At 66.4% G+C, this 19,407-nt stretch carries 15 protein-coding genes; 11 read left to right on the forward strand and 4 right to left on the reverse strand.

Annotation, left to right across the window (positions count from 1 at the left end; translation table 11 throughout):
- Nucleotide 1 precedes the first annotated feature (1 nt).
- Nucleotides 2–1,183 (reverse strand): MFS transporter, encoded by a 1,182-nt coding sequence (locus tag QTI04_RS22085; protein WP_286617581.1) that lies wholly within the window; start codon nt 1,181–1,183, stop codon nt 2–4.
- Nucleotides 1,184–1,262: 79 nt separating this feature from the next.
- Between QTI04_RS22085 and QTI04_RS22090 the strand changes: the two genes are divergently transcribed.
- The 8 genes from QTI04_RS22090 to QTI04_RS22125 all read left to right on the forward strand — a co-directional run bounded on the left by QTI04_RS22090 (nt 1,263) and on the right by QTI04_RS22125 (nt 9,046).
- Entirely contained in the window at nt 1,263–2,183 is a 921-nt protein-coding gene (locus QTI04_RS22090; protein ID WP_286598368.1) for a LysR family transcriptional regulator, read from the forward strand.
- Entirely contained in the window at nt 2,180–2,803 is a 624-nt protein-coding gene (locus tag QTI04_RS22095; RefSeq protein WP_286598370.1) for a paraquat-inducible protein A, read from the forward strand. Before QTI04_RS22090 ends, QTI04_RS22095 begins: the two co-directional genes overlap by 4 nt.
- A 29-nt stretch (nt 2,804–2,832) precedes the next feature.
- Nucleotides 2,833–3,507 (forward strand): paraquat-inducible protein A, encoded by a 675-nt coding sequence (locus tag QTI04_RS22100; protein WP_286598371.1) that lies wholly within the window; start codon nt 2,833–2,835, stop codon nt 3,505–3,507.
- A complete protein-coding gene (locus QTI04_RS22105) occupies nt 3,504–5,138 on the forward strand; it encodes an intermembrane transport protein PqiB (RefSeq protein WP_286617582.1) in 1,635 nt (544 codons plus the stop codon). The genes QTI04_RS22100 and QTI04_RS22105 overlap by 4 nt, the downstream gene beginning before the upstream one ends.
- Before the next feature lie 5 nt (nt 5,139–5,143).
- Nucleotides 5,144–5,770: a membrane integrity-associated transporter subunit PqiC gene (locus QTI04_RS22110; RefSeq protein ID WP_286617583.1), complete on the forward strand. Its 627-nt coding sequence runs from the start codon at nt 5,144–5,146 to the stop codon at nt 5,768–5,770.
- Nucleotides 5,771–5,790: 20 nt separating this feature from the next.
- Entirely contained in the window at nt 5,791–6,333 is a 543-nt protein-coding gene (locus QTI04_RS22115) for a methylated-DNA--[protein]-cysteine S-methyltransferase (protein ID WP_286617584.1), read from the forward strand.
- 84 nt (nt 6,334–6,417) lie between these two features.
- On the forward strand, nt 6,418–7,623 hold the full coding sequence (locus QTI04_RS22120; protein WP_286617585.1) for a multidrug effflux MFS transporter: 1,206 nt from the start codon (nt 6,418–6,420) through the stop codon (nt 7,621–7,623).
- Between the two features lies 1 nt (nt 7,624).
- Nucleotides 7,625–9,046 (forward strand): MFS transporter, encoded by a 1,422-nt coding sequence (locus QTI04_RS22125; protein WP_286617586.1) that lies wholly within the window; start codon nt 7,625–7,627, stop codon nt 9,044–9,046.
- A gap of 24 nt (nt 9,047–9,070) precedes the next feature.
- Here the strand turns inward: QTI04_RS22125 and QTI04_RS22130 are convergent, their stop codons facing one another.
- Together QTI04_RS22130 and QTI04_RS22135 are read right to left on the reverse strand one after the other, a co-directional pair.
- Entirely contained in the window at nt 9,071–10,525 is a 1,455-nt protein-coding gene (locus QTI04_RS22130) for a carboxylesterase (protein WP_286617587.1), read from the reverse strand.
- A gap of 66 nt (nt 10,526–10,591) precedes the next feature.
- Entirely contained in the window at nt 10,592–12,034 is a 1,443-nt protein-coding gene (locus QTI04_RS22135; RefSeq protein ID WP_286617588.1) for a PLP-dependent aminotransferase family protein, read from the reverse strand.
- A 45-nt stretch (nt 12,035–12,079) separates the two neighbouring features.
- On the opposite strand from QTI04_RS22135, the gene QTI04_RS22140 reads away from it, so the two are divergent.
- Entirely contained in the window at nt 12,080–13,678 is a 1,599-nt protein-coding gene (locus QTI04_RS22140; protein ID WP_286617589.1) for an MFS transporter, read from the forward strand.
- A 5-nt stretch (nt 13,679–13,683) separates the two neighbouring features.
- Here QTI04_RS22140 and QTI04_RS22145 read toward each other — a convergent pair whose 3' ends face one another.
- On the reverse strand, nt 13,684–14,787 hold the full coding sequence (locus tag QTI04_RS22145; RefSeq protein ID WP_286598382.1) for an SMP-30/gluconolactonase/LRE family protein: 1,104 nt from the start codon (nt 14,785–14,787) through the stop codon (nt 13,684–13,686).
- Between the two features lie 193 nt (nt 14,788–14,980).
- On the opposite strand from QTI04_RS22145, the gene QTI04_RS22150 reads away from it, so the two are divergent.
- Both QTI04_RS22150 and QTI04_RS22155 read left to right on the forward strand, forming a co-directional pair.
- Nucleotides 14,981–17,512 (forward strand): hypothetical protein, encoded by a 2,532-nt coding sequence (locus QTI04_RS22150; protein ID WP_286617590.1) that lies wholly within the window; start codon nt 14,981–14,983, stop codon nt 17,510–17,512.
- 19 nt (nt 17,513–17,531) lie between these two features.
- The gene (locus QTI04_RS22155; RefSeq protein ID WP_286617591.1) at nt 17,532–19,403 is read left to right on the forward strand and encodes a GMC family oxidoreductase; all 1,872 of its coding nucleotides are present in this window, start codon (nt 17,532–17,534) and stop codon (nt 19,401–19,403) included.
- Nucleotides 19,404–19,407: the final 4 nt, after the last annotated feature.

Consider the following 19,407-nt stretch of genomic DNA (forward strand, 5'->3'; position numbering starts at 1 on the left):
TTCAGGCGCTGGCCGTCGCACAGTCGGGGAGGGGCGCGCGCAGGTCGAGCGCACGGCTCCACAGCGCGATCGCCAGACCGACCAGCGTGAGCAAAGCGGCGACCCAGCCCAGCGCAGCGAGACCCGGTCCGCGCTCGATCACCACGCCGCCAACCCACGCACCGAGCGCGTTGCCGAGATTGAAGGCGGCGATGTTGAGGCTGGACGCGAGGTTCTGTCCCGCGCCGGAGGCCTTCTCCAGCACGCGCAACTGCAGCGGCGCCACCGTCGCGAACGATGCGATGCCCAGAAGAACGACGAAGACGACTGCCGTCACCGGCGTGTGGATGACCCACTGCATCGCGCCGAGCACCACGGCCAGCGCCATCAGCGTGCCCAGCAATGCCGGCATCAGCGAGCGATCGGCCAGCCTGCCGCCCAGCAGGTTGCCCACCGCAAGCCCGCCGCCGAAGATCAGGAGGATCGGCGACACGGCTGCCTGGGACACGCCCGTCACTTCGGTGAGCAGCGGCTGGATGTAGGTGAACACCGCGAACAGTCCGGCAAAGCCCAGCACTGTCATGGCAAGCCCCAGCAGCACCTGCGGCCGGCCCAGGACGGCCAATTCCTCGCGCAGCGGCGAGGGCCGGTCGTCGGCCTTGCCGCGCGGGACGAAGACCGCCAGCACCGTGACTGCCACGACGCCGATCAGCGCCACGGCCCAGAAGGTCGCGCGCCAGCCATAGTGCAGGCCCAGCCAGGCGCCGGCCGGTACGCCGAGCAGCGTAGCGGCGGTGAGGCCCGTGAACATGATGGCGATGGCCGAGGCACGGCGTTCCGGCGGCACGAGGCCCGTGGCGACGACCGAGCCGACCCCGAAGAAGGTACCGTGCGCGAGCGAGGTGACGACGCGCGCCGCCATCAGCATCTCGTAGTTGGCGGCCAGAGCGCAGGCGATGTTGCCCAGCGTGAAGATCGCCATCAGCGCGAGCAGCACCGTCTTGCGCGGAATCCTGCGCGTGGCGATGGTGAGCAGCGGAGCACCGACCGCGACCCCGAGCGCGTAGCCCGAGATCAGCAGGCCGGCGGCCGCGATGGAGACATGAAGATCCGTCGAAACCTGCAGCAGCAGGCCCATGATGACGAACTCGGTGGTGCCGATCCCGAAGGCACCGGCGGTGAGGGCGAGAAGAGCTACAGGCATGATGTCCCGTACTGTGCGGGCACGCCTGTTGATTGACTAGAATCCCGATTGGACACACAACTGTGAGTTGAATTCACATATGCCCCGTATCGAAGTGAATCGTTCCGGTGAAATGGAAGCCTTCGTTCAGGTGGTGGATCGCGGCAGCTTCTCGGCCGGAGCCCGCGTGTTGGGCATGACGCCCTCGGCCATCAGCAAGCTCATCGGACGGCTGGAAACGCGCCTGGCGACGCAGTTGGTGCACCGCTCGACCCGCAAGCTGCAACTCACGCCCGAAGGCCGAAACTTCTATGAGCGCAGCGTGCGCGTGCTGGCCGACATGGACGAGGCCGAGCGTTGCGCCGCCGCCGGGGCCATGCCGCGCGGGCGCGTGAGCATCAACGCCAGTGTTCCTTTCGGCCATCAGGTGCTGATTCCTCTCGTGCCGCGCTTTCTCGAACTGCATCCGCAGGTCACGCTCGACATCGTGCTGACCGACCGCGTGGTCGACCTGATGGACGAGCGCACCGATGTCGCGATCCGCTGGGGCGAACTACCGGCGTCGGATCTGGTCGCGCGCCGGCTCGGTGCGACCGCGCAGGCCATCGTCGCCTCGCCCGCCTACCTTCAACGCTACGGCACCCCGCGCACGCCGCAGGAACTGGAAGCCCACAACCGCCTCGGCTTCAACTACCGGCGCACCGTGCCGGACTGGCCGCTGCGCGTCGACGGCCGCGTGATCGACATGCCCATCGCGGGCAACGTGCGTTGCGGCGATGGGGAGACGCTGCGTGCGCTGATCGTGGAAGGCGTTGGCCTGGGGAGGTTGTCGCTGTATCAGGTGCAATCCGACATTGATGCGGGCCGGCTGGTGACGGTGATGGAGGAGTTCAATCCGGGCGATGAGGCGCCGATCCACGCCGTCTATCTGGGCAAGGCAGGCCGGCTGCCGGCGCGGGTGCGAGCCTTGCTTGACTTCCTGGTCGCCCACGTCGCGGACAATGGGCGGCCCAAGCCATGACAGAAGTACCTGACGCCATCGTTTGCGAAGGCTGCGACGCGGTCTACCGCCGCGTGCCGCTGCGCCATCGAGAAGTCTCGCATTGCCCGCGCTGCGGGACCGAGCTCGACCGCCATGCGGGCGACCAGAGCGCGCGCGTGCTGCCGCTCACGGTCGCCTGCTTGATCCTGTTTGCCATCGCCAACCTGTTTCCGATCGTCGAGATCGAGCTGCAAGGTCTGAGCAGCCAGACCACGCTCGCGGGCGCCGTGGTGGCGCTCAGTTCCGAGGGCATGTCGCCGGTTGCGCTGCTGGTGCTGGCGACCACGATCCTCTTTCCGCTGATGCAGCTGTGCATCCTGTTCTATTTGCTGGTGCCGATGGCGTATGAACGCCGGCCGGCCGGATTCGTCATCCTCGTGAATGCGCTGCAGGCGCTGCGGCCCTGGGGCATGGTGGAAGTGTTTCTGTTGGGCGTGCTGGTGGCGATCATCAAGCTGAGCAGCATGGCGCAGGTCATACCAGGCCCGGCCCTTTGGGCCTTTGCCGGGCTGACGGTGCTGCTGACGGCAGTGCTGTCCTTCAATCCCCGGACCTTCTGGGAAATGGCTTTCGAGCCGCGAGTCGGGCAGAGCGAATGAGTGCCGCGCCGGACCGCTCCACGAAGCCAATGACGGAACCGACACCACCGTTCCGGACGGGCGCTCAACTCGGGCTGATGAGCTGCCACCATTGCGGCACCGTATGGGAAGGGGCCGAGGAGGGCGAGCACTGCGCGCGGTGCTCGACCCTCCTGCACACCCGCAGGCCCGACAGCTTCAACCGTACCTGGGCGTTCCTGATCGCGGCCGCCATCCTTTATCTGCCGGCCAACATGCTGCCGGTGATGATCACCAAGAGCCTGTTCGGCACACAGCAGGACACCATCCTGAGCGGCGTCATCTACTTCTGGGTGTCCGGTGCCTACGGGTTGGCGGCGCTCATTTTCATCGCGAGCTTTCTGGTGCCGTTGTTCAAGCTGACGGCGCTCACCTTGTTGAACTTCATGGCCCAGCGCGGCAGCGACTGGCGCCAGCTGGAGCGCGCCAAGCTCTACCGCATCCTCGAAGTGATCGGACGCTGGTCCATGCTCGACGTGTTCGTGGTGGCGCTCCTGGCCGGCCTGGTTCGAATCCACGGCTTTGCCGAGATCACCGCCGGGGTGGGCATCGCGGCCTTCGGCGCGGTGGTGGTGCTGACCATGCTGGCGTCGCTCAGCTTCGATCCGCGCCTGACCTGGGACACGCGGGCCGCGAAGGGCAAGAAGCAGCCGGACGGAACGAAAAGAGGTGAAAGAGTCGTATGAGCGAAGAAGACAAAGTGGCCGAGAACCCCCCATTGACCCGGCCCAAGGTCGTACGGCGGCGGAACTGGCTGCCATCGATGATCTGGTTGATCCCCGTCGTGGCGGCCCTCGTCGGCGTGACACTGGTCGCGCGCATTCTGATGGAGCGTGGCCCCGAAGTGGTGCTGACCTTCAAGACCGCCGAAGGCCTCGAAGCGGGCAAGACGGCGGTCCGGTACAAGGACGTGCAGATCGGAACGGTGCAGAGCATTCGCCTCGCCAATGACCGCTCCCACGTTCGCGTGCTGGTGCAGCTCAAGAAGGAAGCCAGCGGCTTCACAGCACAGGACACGCGCTTCTGGGTGGTGCGCCCGCGCCTCGACACCACCGGCATTTCAGGCCTCGGCACCTTGCTTTCGGGTGCGTACATCGGCGCCGATGCAGGCACCTCCGAAGAGACCGCTGGCGAGTTCACCGGGCTGGAGGTGCCGCCCATCGTCACGCGCGACGCATCGGGGCGGCAGTTCCTGCTGCGGGCACGCGATGTCGGATCGCTCGACATCGGCTCGCCGGTGTACTTCCGCCGCATCAAGGTCGGCCAGCTCGCGGCGTACGAACTCGACGGCGACGGCCGCGGCGTCACGCTGCGTGTCTTCGTCAATGCGCCGTACGACAAGTTCGTCGGCGTCAACACGCGCTTCTGGCACGCCAGCGGCTTCGACGTAGAGCTGAATGCCAGCGGCCTGAAGGTGCGCACGCAGTCGCTGGCGACCGTGCTGCTCGGCGGCCTCGCCTTTCAGGCGCCCGACGACGCGGCGGGTCCGGTCGCGCAGGAGAACACCGCCTTCGCCCTGGCGGCCGATGAAGCCTCGGCCATGAAGGAGCCGGACGGGCCTTCGCAGACGATGCTGCTGTATTTCAACCAGTCGTTGCGCGGCCTGTCGCCCGGGGCGGCCGTCGACTTTCGCGGTGTCGTGATCGGCGAGGTCAAGTCGATCGGCGTCGAATTCGACCGCGACGAGCGCGAATTCAAGATGCCCGTGGTGGTGCAGATCTACCCCGACCGCATGCGGCGCAGGGCCATCGGCGCGACGATCGATTCGCGTTACTCGCCGCTGGATCGGTGGCAGTTCCTCGTCAGCAAGGGCTTGCGCGCCCAGCTGCGTACGGGCAATCTGCTGACGGGGCAGGTGTACGTCGCCATCGACTTCTTCCCCGAAGCCAAGCCGACCAGGATCGACCCCAGTCGGACACCGCTCGAACTGCCGACGACCCCCAACAGCCTGGACGAACTCCAGTCGCAGGTGTCCGACATCGCGCGCAAGCTCAACAAGGTGCCGTTCGATGAGATCAGCGCCGACTTGCGGAAGGCGCTGGGCACGCTCAACAAGACCCTCGCCACGACCGAGCAGCTCGCCAAGAGCCTCAACAACGACGTGACGCCGGAGATGACCGCGGCCATGAAGGACGTGCGTCGCACGCTCAAGTCAGCCGAGAGGACGATCGCCGACGATTCGCCGCTGCAGCAGGACATGCGGCAGACCCTCCAGGAAGTCACGCGCGCCGCGGCTTCGCTGCGGATCCTCACCGACTACCTGGAGCGCCATCCTGAATCACTGATCCGTGGCAAGCCGGAGGACAAGCAGAAATGAGATCGATGAACTCCCGATGCGTGGCCGCCACTCTCGGCGCTGCGTTGCTGATGGCAGGCTGCGCGACCAGCAGCGGGCCGCAGTACTACAGCCTGGCCGAAACTGCAGCGCCCGTCCGGACGGCTGTCGCAGCCGGCGGCACGACACCTGTCTATATCGAACTCGCGCCCATCGCGATGCCCGAGCGCTTTGCACGGCCGCAGATGGTGGTTCGCAAGAAGGGTTCGCCGGAAAGCCCGGCGGTCGACATCCTGGAAGACCACCGCTGGTCGTCCTCTTTCGACAGCGAGCTGCGGGACGCACTGGGCAGCAGCATTGCCAGCCGCCTCGGGGCGGTCGACGTGACCAAGACCGGCCGCCTGCGGGGCCAGCCGGCGACCCGCATCGCCGTGCAACTGGGGCAGTTCGATGCGGCGGAAGGCAGCCGTGTCGACGCCAGCTTTACCTGGACCGTTCGCCGCACCGACGAAGGGCCGGCGACCGGGTGCCAGCTGTCGCTGTCGGAACCTGTCGGCAGCGGCTTCGACGCATTGGCGCAGGGTGCGCAGCGCGTGACCGCGAAGCTGGCCGATGCCATTGCCGCCAGCGTCTCGGCCATCAAGGCGAATCAGGTGCCGTCCTGCGCGGCTTGACGAACGCATCGGCGGCAGCCATGAGTACGACCGGGTTCGCGTTGTTTGCCACCGCCATCGGCGCATGTGGCATCGCTTGGGGCCCGCGGGGCATCGTCGGCGTCCAGTTGCCCGAATCGGACGAGGGCGCCACGCGCCATCGAATGGCACGGCGCTTTCCACAGTTGCAGGAAATCGAGCCGCCGCCCGAAGTGCATCGGGCCACGTCGGCCATCTGTGCACTGCTGGACGGAGAGCCGCTCGACCTGTTGGAGATCGAACTCGATCTGGAAGGCGTCAGCGACTTCCATCGACACGTCTATGCCATCGCACGCCGCATCCCGCCCGGGCGCACCCGCACTTACGGCGACATCGCGGCCGAGCTCGGCGACAAGGGGCTGGCGCGCGCCGTGGGGCAGGCGCTCGGCCTCAATCCATTCGCGCCCGTCGTGCCCTGCCACCGCGTGCTGGCGGCCGGCGGCAAGTGGGGCGGCTTCTCCGCGCACGGCGGCGCGGCCTCGAAACTGCGCATGCTTGCAATCGAGGGTGCCAGGCCGGACAGCGACACCGAATCGCTCTTCTGACGGCAAGCTCAAGACCCGAGACCTAGCACAGCGCGTCGCTTCGCGCTGCCTGCGGCCCATTGCCGCCTTGGCGACAATGGGGCGATGACTTCATCGCGCTTCTTCAGGATCGCGCTCGTGCTGGGCCTGTTGTCGGCCATCGGCCCGTTCGCGATCGACATGTACCTTCCCGCGCTGCCGGAGATCGGCAGCAGCCTGGGCGCCGGCATCGGCCCCGTGCAGATGAGCCTCACGGCGTTCTTCCTCTCGCTGGGCGTGGGCCAATTGCTCTATGGCCCCGTGTCGGACATGGTGGGACGCAAGCCGCCGCTCTACTTCGGTCTCGTCCTTTTCGCGCTGGCGAGCATCGGTTGCGCGCTTGCGACCGACATCGAGATGCTGATCGCGCTGCGCTTCCTGCAGGGCCTCGGCGCAGCGGCAGGCATGGCCATCCCGCGCGCGGTGGTGCGTGACCTGCACACCGGTAACGACGCGGCGCGGCTGATGTCCTTGCTGATGCTGGTATTCAGCGTGTCGCCGATCCTGGCGCCGCTGGTCGGCAGCGCGGTGATCGCCTTCACCGGCTGGCGCGGCGTGTTCTGGGCGGTGACGGTCGCGGCCGTGGTCGGTCTGGCGACCGTGGCATCCGTGCTGAAGGAAACGCGGCCCGCGGAGCAGCGCGTGGAAAGCAGCCTGGGCAGCGCGCTCAAGGCCTACGGCGTGCTGCTGCGCGACACGCACTACCTCGGGCTGGTGTTCATCGGCGCTTTCGCGATGGCGGGCTTCTTCACCTACCTGGCGAACTCGTCCTTCGTGATGATCGACCACTACGGCCTGTCGCCCACGCTCTACAGCGTGGCGTTCGGCGTCAATGCCGCGGCCTTCTTCGGCGCCGCGCAATTCAACGGACCGCTGTGCGAGCGCTTCGGGATCGTGCGCGTGGTCAAGTCCAGCGTGAGTGCCTGCGGCATCGTCATGACGCTCATGTTCGCCTACTACCTGAGTGGAGGCGATCGGCTGGCCGTGCTCATCATGCTGTACTTCATTGCCAGCGCCCTGATGGGCTTCGTCATTCCGACCACCTCGGTGCTCGCGCTCGAAAAGCACGGTGCCATCGCCGGCACGGCCTCGGCCTTGCTCGGCACCCTGCAGATGCTGACGGGCTCGCTGGTGATGGCGGTGGTCGGCGCCTTCACGAACGGCAAGCCGTTGCCCATGGTCGCCGGCATGGCGGCAGGTGCGCTCATTGCCGTGGTGCTCACATGGTTCACGCTCGGCGGGCGTCAGAGGGAAGTCTGTGCGGCGGGATGAGATGGTGACGGCACCGACGTCCGTATCCGTTGTCACCGAGGGGCTGCCCCAGCCGCAACGCTGGCACGCGATGCTGGTGATCATCCTGGGCATCGCAGTGGCGGTGCTCGACGGCACCATCGTCAACCTCGCGCTGCCCGGCATCGCGCGCGAGCTTCATGCGGACGCGGCGCATGCGATCTGGGTGGTCAACGCCTACCAGATCGCCACGCTGGTCATGCTGCTGCCGCTGGCCTCGCTGGGGGATCTCATCGGCTATCGGCGTGTGTATCTGGTGGGCATTGCGCTGTTCGCGGTGGCGTCGCTCTTTGCGACCTTCGCCAACTCGCTCGGCATGCTGATTGCCGCGCGGGCGCTCCAGGGACTGGGAGCGGCCGGGATCATGAGCGTCAACGCGGCACTGGTGCGGCTGATCTATCCGCGGGACCAACTGGGCCGGGGCATGGCGATCAACTCGATGGTGGTGGCGACCGCGTCGGTCGCCGGGCCCACGGTGGCGGCGGCCATCCTGTCGGTCGCCTCGTGGCCGTGGCTGTTCGCGCTCAATGTGCCGCTGGGCGCGCTGGTGCTCGCGCTGGGCTTGCGCGCATTGCCGGCCAACCGGGACAAGGCTTCGGCGGACTCCCGCTTCTCGGCATTCGACGTGCTGCTCAACGTGCTGATGTTTGCATTGATCTTCGTCGGCGCCGATCGGCTGGGCGTGCGCGGCGATGCGGGGCAAGGCGCCAGCCCCTGGGCTTGGGCACTGCTGTTGTCCGGTATCGCGGTGGGCTTTGTCTATTTGCGGCGGCAACGCACGCTGACGCTGCCGCTGTTTCCCGTCGACCTGTTGCGCATTCCGGTGTTCGCGCTCTCGATGGGAACGTCCATCAGCGCTTTCTGCGCCCAGATGCTGTCGTTCATCGCGCTGCCCTTCCTGCTGCTCGAGACCTATGGACGCTCGCATTTCGAAGCCGGATTGCTGATCACGGCGTGGCCGCTGGCGATCGTTGTCATGGCACCGATCGCAGGCCGGCTCATCGGCCGGTATCCGGACGGCCTGCTGGGCGGCATCGGCCTGGCCCTGCTGGCCACCGGCCTGGTGCTGCTCGCGGCGTTGCCCGCGCATCCCGCCAATGCCGACATCGTGTGGCGCATGGCCCTGTGCGGCGTGGGCTTCGGCTTGTTCCAGTCGCCCAACAATCACACCATCGTGACTTCGCCGCCATCCCATCGCAGCGGCGCGGCGAGCGGCATGCTGGGCACTGCGCGTCTGACCGGCCAGACATTGGGCGCGGTGCTGCTGGCTGCGATATTCAGCATCTGGAGCCCGCACGACGGCAAGGGCCAGGTCATCGCGCTCGGGCTCGCCGCATGCTGCGCCGCCGTGGCCGCCGTGTTCAGCTTGCTGCGAACCCGTCAGCCGGTGGCCGGCCACGCCTGAGCCGTCTGCGCCTGCTTGCCTCTCTTAGTTGGCCGGGATCACTTCGATGATCCGATCGGCCATGTAGGGGAAGAATGGATTCGACGACAGGCGCGTCAGCGAATCCAGGCTGACGATGAGCGCGCCGCGCTCGCCGCGAACTGCAAGGGCACCGAGGTTCACTCCGAAGTCCTCGCTCATGTCGGGGCTTATTCCGTACAACGAATCGGTGACGGGAAAGGGCAGCGCCAGATGCGACAACGAGAACACTTCCGCCGGAAACTCGAGATCGAGCAGCCGCGTCTTCTCTGTCACCGCGCCGGCCTCGGTGACGCGCTCCACCACCTGACGGCTGTTCGGCCCGGTGTTGGTGATCAGCGTCGACCGGAACTGTCGCGGCGCCGGCGTCAGCACGCGATTCGGCTGCAGGTCGCTCCCCGATCGCAGCATCGGACCGAACTTGACGCTGCGGTTCAGGTCGAACAGCACCAACTCGCTGCCATTGCTCGGCAGCCGCGCATACAGGCCGGTCACGATTGCGCGTGTGCTCACCGTGAAGTCGATCAATGACTGGAAGGTGAGGATCGGCGGCAGTTTCGCGAGGCGGCCGGCACTCTCTTCGCGCGCAATGTGGGAGCGCAGGTCGCGCGTGAGGAGCGAGGACTGCCGCGCCCCGTTGACCGGGAAGGAGTTGTACTTGAACGGATTGAATTCCGGCACGACGCCCAGCCACGCCGCCTTGGCGAACGCCGGAAACATGGCCGGCCAGCCGAGCACGCCTGCAAAGCGGGAAAGTTCGGTGATGCCGATCATCGGGCCGATCAGGATGATCCGGTCCGGTCGCGCCAGGCTCGAATCGTCCAGGCCGTCGAGCGCGAACTTCATCGCCAGCGCACCACCGTTGGAGAAGCCGACGATGTGCAGTGGCAACGGCGCGGCCGCGCGGCGGCGCGCTTCCCTCACCGCGAGGCGGGTTGCCTCGGACCAGTCTTCCCATTGCACGCGCGTGAGCCCGGCGGGAACGGTGCCGTGGCCCGGCATGCGGATCGCGACGACCGCGAAGCCACGGTCGCGATAGAGATTGGCGACATGACGCAGGCTGAAAGGTGAATCGGTCAATCCATGCAGCAGGACAACCGCCCCTCGCGGCGCACCTTGCGGTTCGAGCACATAGGACCGGTTCCAATCCTGCACGAAACGCCCCGGATAGACCAGGCCGCCGTCGTAATAGCGATTGCCGGGCACGCGCGCCTCGGGAGGCAGCTTGTCGGTGACCTCGGTGCGTACCTCTGCGAAGACCTTGTCCTCGGCGGCCAGATAGCCGGCCCAGTCGGACTTGGCGAGTTCTGCGCGGGACAATTCGTGCGGCACATGCGTGTGCCAGAGTTCGAGGGGCGGGCCGCGCTGCACGTCGTAGGTGCGCAGCGCGATTGCGGTGATGAAGACCACGCCGATCACCAGCGCCGTGCGCTTCAGAATCCTCGCCAGCCGGGGTAGCATTTCCGTCCTCTCACTCGTGGCTCGATCGGGCGATCGACCCTGTGTCGCTCACCGGCGTGCAATCTATCACGAGGCTTCGGGCGCAAGCTCGCGCACCCAGGTGGCGCTCGCAATGCCCCCCAGCGTTGCCACCGCCTGTTCGGTTCGCGCATCCCACGCATGGCCATAGTTCAGCCGCAGGCAGTTCGTGAAGCCGCGTTGCGCCGAGAAGATCGGACCCGGCGCAACGCTGATGCCCTGCGAAAGTGCCTGGCGATGAACTTCGAGCGCATCGACCTGCTTCGGCATCTCGACCCAGAGGAAGTAGCCGCCCGCCGGACGCGTGGCCCGAGTCCCCGGCGGAAAGTGCTCGCCGATGGCTTGCGCCAGGCAGGTCTGCTGCTCGGCGAGCGTGCGGCGCAGCTTGCGCAGGTGCTTGTCGTAGCCGCCCTTTTCGAGATAGGCCGCCAGCCCGGCCTGCGCGGGTGCCGACGCGCCGAGCGTGGTCGTCAGCTTCCCGCGTGCCACTGTGCGTGCGAAGCGTCCGGGCGCGGCCCATCCGATGCGGTAGCCGGGCGCCAGGCACTTCGAGAACGACGAGCAATGCATGACGATCCCTTCGGTGTCGAAAGCCTTCGCCGGTAGCGGGCGCTTGTCGCCGAAGTAGAGCTCGCCGTAGACGTCGTCCTCGATGAGCGGCACGTCGTGGCGCGTCAGCAGTTCGACCAGCGTCTTCTTCTTTGCGTCCGGCATCAGGCTGCCCAGCGGGTTCTGGAAGTTCGTCATCAGCCAGCATGCCTTCGGGCGGTGCCGCTCGATGGCGCGTTCCAGCGCGTCGAGGTCCATGCCTTCGCGCGGATGCGTCGGTACTTCGATCGCTTCCAGGCCGAGGCGCTCCAGTGCCTGCAGAGAGGCGTAGAAGGTCGGCGATTCGATCAGCACCGCATCACCGGGGCGCGTCACCGTAGAGAGGCACAGATTCAATGCCTCGAGCGCGCCGTTGGTGACGACGATCTCGTCGGTATGGACCTGCAATCCGTCGGCCAGGTACCGCAGCGCGATCTGCCGGCGCAAGCGCGCGTTGCCGGGCGTGAGATCGTCCACCGTACTCCACGGATCGAGGTTCTGGATGCTGGACGCCATGATCTGGCCCAGCCTTCGCAGTGGAAAGAGAAGAGGGCTCGGGAAGGCGGAACCCAGCGGCACCACGTTCCGCACCATCGACGATTCGAGGATCTCGAACACCCGTTCGCTGACGTCGAGCGGGACCGCGTCGTCCTCCGGTTGCGATGCGACTTCGGGTTCGGGCGGAAGATGCCGGGCGCCGTCGGCCACGTAGTAGCCCGAGCGCTCACGCGCACGGATGAGGCCCTGGGCCTCGAGCAGGTAGTAGGCCTGGAACACGGTGGATGGACTCACGCCACGGCTGGCGCGGGCCTGACGGACGGACGGCAGACGGTCACCCGGATGGAGCACACCGGTTCGGATGGATTCCGCGATCTCGGCGGCCAGTGCTTCATAGCGTGTCATGCGGCGGGATTGTCGGGCACGGGACTGCGCTCCATACTCAAGAGCATGACCCAGCTCGGCAAGCCACCCGGGGACGACAACCAGATTCGCCACGGTTGCGAACAGGCGGGCTGCCCACCGGCCTCCAAGCCCTGGGTGCTCGCCGCGGCGATCATCGGTTCGAGCATGGCCTTCATCGACGGCACGGTGGTCAATGTCGCGCTGCCCGCCATTCAGGCGGATCTGCACGCGACGGCCTTCCAGGCGCAGTGGGTCGTGGAGTCCTACGCGCTATTCCTCGCTGCACTGCTGCTCGTCGGCGGCTCGCTCGGCGATCACTTCGGGCGCCGCAAGATCTTCGCGATCGGTGTCGCGCTCTTCGCGTTCGCCTCGGTGGGCTGCGCGCTGGCCGGCGACGTGCAGCAACTGATCCTGGCGCGGGCCGTGCAAGGCATCGGCGGTGCGTTGCTGGTGCCCGGCAGCCTGGCGCTCATCAGCGCTTCGTTTGCGGAGAAGGAACGCGGTCGCGCCATCGGCACATGGTCGGGGTGGAGCGGCATCACCGCCGCGATCGGGCCGGTCGCCGGCGGTTTCCTCGTCGATCATTACTCGTGGATCTGGGCCTTTCTTGTCAACGTGCCGATGGCCGTGATCGTGCTGCTGATCGTGTGGCGGCATGTGCCCGAAAGCAGGGGAGGCGATGCCGCCGCGGAGCTCGATCTCTGGGGCGCGGCGCTCGCGACCATCGCGCTGGGCGGTGTCGTCTATGGGTTCATCGAAGCGCCGACGCAAGGGTGGACATCGCCGGCCGTGTCGGGCGCGCTCGTCGCCTGTGTGGTGGCGAGCATTGCGTTCGTCGTCGTGGAGCTTCGCGTGCGGTCGCCGATGCTGCCGCTCTCCATGCTGCGCATCGGAAACTTCGGTGGCGCCAATCTGCTGACGCTGCTGCTGTATGCGGCGCTCGGCGGCGGCCTGTATTTCTTCCCGCTCAACATGATCCAGGTGCAAGGCTATTCGGCCACGGTCGCGGGGGCTGCGCTACTGCCGTTCATCCTGATCATGTTCGCGTTTTCGGGCTGGGCCGGACAACTGGTCGATCGCTTCGGATCGCGACTGCCGCTGGTCGTGGGGCCGAGCATCGCGGCGGTGGGCTTCGCGCTGTTCGCGGTGCCGGGCGTGGGAGCCAACTACTGGACCGCGTTCTTCCCGGCGGTCGTGGTGCTGGGCCTGGGCATGACCATCACAGTTGCGCCGCTCACGACCACGGTGATGAACGCGGTCGGGCCCGAGTCGGCCGGCATTGCATCGGGTGTGAACAACGCGGTCTCGCGCGCGGCATCGGTGCTGGCGATCGCGGTGTTCGGGGTGGTGATGGCCTGGGCATTCGATACACGGCTTGGCGAGGGCTTGCGCGACATCGGCGCTTCCGCAGAGACCACCGTCTTCCTCGAAGCGCAGCGCAGCCAGCTTGCGGGCGCGATGCTGCCTGCGGGCGTGGATGCCGCCGCGGGCGCGGCGCTCAGGCAAACGGTGAATGCGTCATTCGTCTCGGGGTTTCGATGGGTGATGTTGATTTGTGCGGGGTTGGCGCTGGTGAGTGCGCTGAGCGCGTGGGTGCTGATCGGGCGCCGACCGCGAACGGCGCCCGTTTCCGCCGACGGGTGACCGGCTCAGACCGCCCCATGCGCCTCCACGAACAACGCATACAGCGAATGGCTGCTCGTCATGTAGAGCCGATTTCTTTTCGGCCCCCCGAACTCCAGATTCGCACAACGCTCCGGCAACCGGATGAACCCGATCGGCTTGCCCTGCGGATTGAAGACCTTCACCCCATCCATCTCCTCTGACTTGCCAGTCGGCAGGTACGCCTTCATGCCGCCGCCAATGTCTGTCGGCTCGCTCGCGACGGCGCCCGTGTAGCCCCAGCCGCACCACAGGTTGCCGTCCCGGTCGACGCGAAAGCCGTCGAACGCACCTGGGCCTTCCGCATCGATCAGCTTGGTCTTGTTGGCCAGGCCGCCATCGGCAGCCACGTCGTAGCTCCACATGCTTCGGTTCGGTGTGCCTTTCCACTCGACCACGTAGAGCTTCTTCTCGTCCGGCGAAAACGCCAGTCCGTTGGGGTTCACGAGATCCGTGATCATCGCGGTGAGCTTGCCATCCGGCGCAAGGCGGTACACATTGGTCGTCGCCTGTTCGGGCGTGGCCCTGGATCCTTCCCATTCGCCGTTGATGCCGAAGATCGGGTCGGTGAACCAGATCGTGTCGTCCGACTTGACGACGATGTCGTTCGGCGCGTTGAGCCGCTTGCCTTCGTAGCTGTCGGCCAGCACGGTCATCCGGCCATCCTTCTCGGTTCGCACGATGCGGCGAGTGACGGAGTGTTCGCACGAGACCAGGCGCCCCTGGCGGTCGCGGGTATTCCCGTTGGCATAGTTGACGTTGGTCTTGTGCACGCTGAACTTGCCGGTCTTCTCGTCGTACTTCATGAGCCGGTTGTTGGGGATGTCGCTGCACAGCAGGTAGCCACCTTCGGGAAAATAGACCGGGCCTTCGGCCCAGCGCATGCCGGTGCCGAGCTGCTCCACCGTGCTGCTGTAGATGCGGTACTTGGTGAAGCTCGGGTCCAGGATCATCACGGCCGGGTCCGGGTAGCGCTGCTGAGGCTTGAAGTCGAAGGATTGCGCGCAGGCCAGTCCGCCCAGCGCGGCCAGGCCGGAGCCAGCGGCGGCTTTCAGAAAGCCGCGACGAGCGACCCTTGTGTGTTCTTGCATGCGGTGTCTCCTCGAATGATGCCCAGTTCGGGCCGGCGAATGATGTCACCGCCGCCGCTCCATGACCAGCCAGCCTCGCGCGCCTACGCCCTTCGCGTTAGCGCGCATGGCCGATAGCCAAGGCATCGACCCCCCTCCAAACTGCGCACTCGATTGCCCGTTCACCCAAGGTGTCGACGTAGGAGGAATGGCAATGACCCAAGCTTGCTGGCACGCCGCAAGGCTGCTGCCGCTTTTCGCGTGCGCGGTTCTTGCGGCCTGCTCCAAGGGGCCGCAGCCCGGTGAAGTGCTCGACGAAGCCCGGGTGGCGGGCCGGGATGCAGCGTCGTTCCCCCATGCCTCGGAGGACTACTTCCACGACATGGACGGAGGCATCGCGCTGTCGCCCGAGGAAATCAAAGGCCGCAACATGTGGCTGGTCTGGAGCGGCGGCAACGATCGCTTCTGGAACCAGATGACCGACTACACCTTCGGCGCCTTCGACCTGCTGAAGATCATCAGCTCGCATCCGAGCCTCGGCTATTCGCGTGTCAATCGCTGGAAGACCTTCGGCCTGGTGAACGAACCGTGCTTCGAGAATGCCGCCGGCCCCGACAAGGCCCGGCGCGGCCTCTGGCTCGACGTGCGCAGCAAGGACTGCGCGCCCGATCCCTTCGAGAACGAAAGCAAGTACCCCGGCGTGGCGATTGGCTCGCGCGGCAAGCCGCTGGGCGACGGCACGACGCAGCCTGTCGGCTCTTTCTACGGATGGAACACCGGCATCTCCGGCCTGCGCCTGTTCCCCAATCCGGCCTTCGACGAGAAGGCGGCCAAGGAATGGAACGCGGAGAAGTACTACACAGACCCGAGCTACTACAACCGCAAGGACCTGGTGCGGCCGTACCGCGTCGGCATGTCGTGTGGCTTCTGCCATGTGGGGCCGAGTCCGGTGAAGCCTCCGGCCGACCCCAACAATCCGAAGTTCGAGAACCTGAGCTCATCGGTGGGCGCCCAGTACATGTGGGTGGACCGGCTTTTCATCCACAACGCGAACAAGCCCGAAGGGCGCAAGAACTACATGTACCAGCTTGCCCACACGTACCGGCCGGGCACGATGGACACCTCGCTGGTCTCGACCGATGGAATCAACAACCCGCGGACCATGAACGCGGTCTACGATTTCGTGGGTCGCCTCGAGATGGCCAAGCGCATCGGACAGGAAAGGCTCGCCGGTGGCGAGCTCGACAACAAGCAGTTCAACGACTTCGTCAGCAGCGGGCCGCTGACCGAGTTCTTCACCAAGGCGGACGGCACCGTCCGCACGCCGCGCGTGCTCAAGGACGGCGCGGATTCCGTCGGGCTGCTCGGTGCGCTCAACCGCGTGTACCTCAACATAGGCCTCTTCAGCGAGGAATGGCTGCTGCACTTCAACCCGGTGATCGGAGGCAAGACCATCTCGCCGATCAAGATCGCATCGGCGCAGAAGAACTCCAGCTATTGGCAGGCGACCGAGTTGGGTACGGTGAACACGGCGCTGTTCTTCCTGAAAGCCGCGCAGCCCGATCACTTGAAGGACGCGACGGGCGGGGACAAGTACCTCACTGCCGATGCCGCCACGCTGGAGCGCGGCAAGGCCGCCTTCGCCGACACCTGTGCGCGCTGCCATTCGAGCAAGGCACCGCCGCTGCCGGCCTCGCTCGACATCAACCCCGCGCGCTGCGCCGGTCCCGGCTACGTCGAATGCTTCAAGCGCTACTGGAACTGGACCCAGACGCCCGAATACAGGACGCAGATGCGCAAGATCGTCCAGGCGCCGGACTTCCTGCAGAGCAACTACCTGTCGACCGAGGCACGCATTCCGGTGACGCTGCTGCGCACCAACGCGTGCAGTCCACTCGCCACCAACGCGCTGCGCGGCAACATCTGGGACAACTTCTCATCGCAGACCTACAAGAGCCTGCCATCGGTCGGCACGGTCACCTTGCGCGATCCGTTCACGGGTGAGGCCAAGCCCTATGCAATGCCGGCCGGCGGGCGCGGCTACACGCGCGTGCCTTCGCTGATCAGTGTCTGGTCGACCGCGCCTTTCCTGCTGAACAACACCGTCGGCGAGGCGGACCCCGACGGCAATCCGTCGGTCGAGGCCCGCATGAAGGTCTTCGACGATGCGATTCAGCAGATGCTGTGGCCCGAGAAGCGAAAGGCCGATGCGGTGCTGGGCAACAAGGTCGAGGGCACGATCGACCGCACGACGGAGCGCAGCGTGGTGACCATTCCGACCGGCTTCGCGCCGGACGCGTTGCTGCCTTTGCAGGGTGCGCTGAATCGGTGGCTGCCGTGGCTGGTGAAGGAGGGCGGCGACATCGTGCTCGGGCCCATCCCCGAAGGCGTGCCCGTGAACCTGCTCGCCAACCTCAAGCTGCGCGCGGAGTCCGATGGACTCGGCGACAAGGCCGAGCATGTAAAGGACGCAGGCGAGCTGCTGGTGAAGCTCAAGCACGCGCTGGCCAGCGCACCGGCCGGCGCCAGTGATGAAGAGTTGCGCAAGCACTTCGTGAATCTTCGTGAGCCGATGCTCGAACTGAGCAAGTGCCCGGACTTCGTGGTCAACCGCGGCCATTACTTCGGCACCGCCCAGTTCAATCGCCAGGACGGACTGAGCGCCGACGAGAGAGCCTTCGGCCGCGAGCCGGAACTGAGCGACGATGACAAGCGCGCGCTGGTTGCCTTCCTGAAGACCTTCTGACAAAGATCCGATCGCGCCCATGCCAGGACCCGAATCGATCGACTGGGACTACGTCGTCGTCGGTTCGGGTGCGGGCGGGGGCACCCTCGCAGCCCGGCTGGCCGAAGCAGGCATGCGCGTCTTCTTGCTCGAGGCCGGCGGCGATCCGCGCGCAAACGCCGCGCGCCTGCCCGATGACTACGACGTACCGGCGTTCCATGCCTTCGCCTGCGAGAACGCGGCGATGAGCTGGAATTTCCGCGTACGCCACTACGAGGACGAAGACCAGCAGGCGAGGGACTGGAAACACGAGGTGGGGCAGGGCGTGCTCTATCCGCGTGCCGCGGCGCTGGGCGGCTGTACCTCTCACAACGCGATGATCTTCATGCTGCCGCATGCCTCGGACTGGAACTACATTGCGCGCCTCACCGGCGACTTGTCCTGGCGCGCGACGAACATGCGCCGGTACGCGCTGCGCGTGGAGGACTGTCGGCACAGGCCGCTGTGGCGTGCTTTGCGGCATATCGGACTGGACCCCACGGGCCATGGCTGGCATGGCTGGCTCAAGACGGAGAAGTCGATCCCGCTCACCGTGCTTGGAGACGACGGGCTGGTGCGCGTGCTGCGCGACACCGCCAGGACCTTCACCAGCAGTCTGCCGACACCTCTGCTCAGCACCTTGCGCTGGGTGCGTCGTGGCTTGGGGGACCCCAACGCGTGGCACATGCGATCCGGCAGCTTCGAGGGCATCTGCTACACCCCGCTCGCGACCTCGGACCGTCGGCGCATCGGCGTGCGGGAACGACTGCTCGACGTCGCCGAGCGGCACCCCACCCGCCTGCACATCGAACAGGAGGCGCTCGCCACGCGCGTGCTCTTCGATGCCGACGGCGGGGCCAATGGCGTCGAGTACCTGAAGGGCGCACGCCTGTATCGCGCCCATGCGCAGCCGAGCGATGTGCCTGGCGAACCACGTCAGGTGCGGGCGCGGCGCGAGGTGATCCTTTGTGGCGGCGCCTTCAACACGCCGCAACTGCTGATGCTGTCGGGTATCGGACCGGCTGCCGAACTGATTCCGCATGGCATCCCCGTACGGGTCGACCTGCCGGGCGTCGGGCGCAATCTGCAGGACCGTTACGAAGTGGCAGTCACCCATCGCATGCGCGAACCCTGGGAAGTGCTGCAAGGCGCGCGCTTCGATCGGGACGACACGCTGTGGCGGCACTGGCAGGAAGGAAAGGCCGGCATGTACGCCTCCAACGGCGCGGCGCTCGGCGTGGTGCAGAAGTCGAGCGCCGCGACCCGTGGGAAGGCCGAGCCGGACCTTTTCTGCATGGCGCTGCTGGCGCGATTCGAGGGCTACTTCAGCGGGTTCTCGAAATGGATACGCGACCACCCGGATCGACTGACCTGGGCAGTGCTCAAAGCCCACACGCAGAACCGCGCCGGCACAGTGCGCCTGAAGTCCGCCGATCCCCTCGATATGCCGCTGGTCGACTTCCACTACTTCGAGGAGGGCAGCGACTCGTCAGGCGAGGATCTGCAAGCCGTGATCGAAGCCATCCGCTTCGTGCGTCGAATGACCGCGCCGCTGATCAAGAGCGGATGGATCGTCGAGGAACTGGCGCCCGGCCCCGCGGCACAAAGCGACGAGGCACTGGCCGACTACGTGCGCAGCACGGCATGGGGACATCATGCATCGTGCTCGTGCCCGATCGGCAACGCCAGCGAAGGGGGCGTGCTCGACAGCACCTTTACCGTGCATGGCGTGAAGCGGCTTCGTGTCGTCGACGCATCGGTGTTCCCGCGCATACCGGGTTTCTTCGTTGCGGCGCCGATCTACATGATTGCGGAGAAGGCCGCCGAAGTCGTATTGCAGCATGCATATCGCACACCCCTTTCGGCAAATTGACGGG

Origin of the sequence: Variovorax sp. J22R115, from assembly GCF_030317005.1 — a bacterium.
In the GTDB taxonomy this organism is placed as follows: domain Bacteria; phylum Pseudomonadota; class Gammaproteobacteria; order Burkholderiales; family Burkholderiaceae_C; genus Variovorax.